At 69.2% G+C, this 1,111-nt stretch carries 1 protein-coding gene; it reads left to right on the top strand.

Annotation, left to right across the window (positions count from 1 at the left end):
• Nucleotides 1-284 precede the first annotated feature (284 nt).
• Nucleotides 285-1,111 (top strand): hypothetical protein (locus ABFS34_16970; GenBank protein ID MEN8377118.1); only part of this gene is annotated, 827 nt, incomplete at its 3' end.

The following is a 1,111-nucleotide window of genomic DNA, read 5'->3' as shown; positions in this document are numbered from 1 at the left end:
TCGACAACAACTACGCCAGCTTTGTAGGAGCGCCGGCGCTGGGCCGCGTCGCCACCGTGCGCCTGTCCTACTCCCACTAAGCTGCACGACGTGGGCGGCCCGCCGCCCCGAAGCAGACGGTCCGACGGGGCGCCCCTGGGCGCCCCGTCGCTCGTTTCAGGCAGAGCTTGCCGCACCCGTCTCTTTACCCGCGGTCGGCGCGAGCCTATTACCATTTCATGAGCAACTCCTGGAGTGCATCGGGAAGCGGGTCGGCGTGGCAGCGAATCCGAGGTCTACGCCTCGTGCTCGCCGCCGCTCTGCTCATCGTCCCGTCCACGGCCGGCGCTCAGGAGACTGACACTGACGCACTCGGGGCCCTGGAACAGCGGCTGTCCGAGGGTTATGCGCTCTCCGTAAGCCGTGCGATGGCCCGCGAACTCTCGCTCCACCCGGACCGGGCCACCCCGGACGAGCTGCTGCTGGCGGCGCGCGCTCACGCCGAAGCGGGTATGTGGAAAGTCGTCGACAGGCTGCTGTCTAATCGGCCGTGGCTGGACGGATTGGACGCGGGCGCCGGCCGCTTGCTCCAGGCTCGATCCGCTCAGGAGCAGGGCCGCCACGAGGAAGCGGACGGCCACTTCGCCCGCTTCGCAGCCTCGGCCGCATCGCGCAGGTCGCCGCCGTCAGCGGAGATTCACGTTCTGTGGGCCAGGAGCCTGGCTGCGCTGGGGCGTCACGGGGAGGCGGCCCGGCGATATGAGGACGGCGCCGTAGACGCTCCGGGGATCGCCAATTGGCTGAGACTCAGCGCCATGCAGGAACTGGCGCAGGAGGGCGATGTCGCTCCGCTCGTGGCCCTGGCTGCTCAGATGGGCCGCGGTTCAGTGGTGCCTCGTGATTCGATCTGGCTCACCGCTGCTACCGCAGCGTTCCGTGCCGGCGAGACGGACCTGGGTATGCGGTTCACCGATTCTCTCACTATCCGGGCCAGGACGCGTCTGGCGGGCGAGTGGATTGCCCCAGCACTGCTCGCGGACAGCGATACCGTCTCCGCGCGGTCCGTGCTGGACCAGGCGCTGAGAGTCGGTGGTGGGGGCGGCGCGGTCGGTGACCTGATCCTTGCCCTGGA

Source organism: Gemmatimonadota bacterium (genome assembly GCA_039715185.1).
Classification (GTDB): domain Bacteria; phylum Gemmatimonadota; class Gemmatimonadetes; order Longimicrobiales; family RSA9; genus DATHRK01.
Note: the sequence above shows the minus strand (reverse complement) of the source record. Positions and strands in the feature narration are given on the sequence as shown.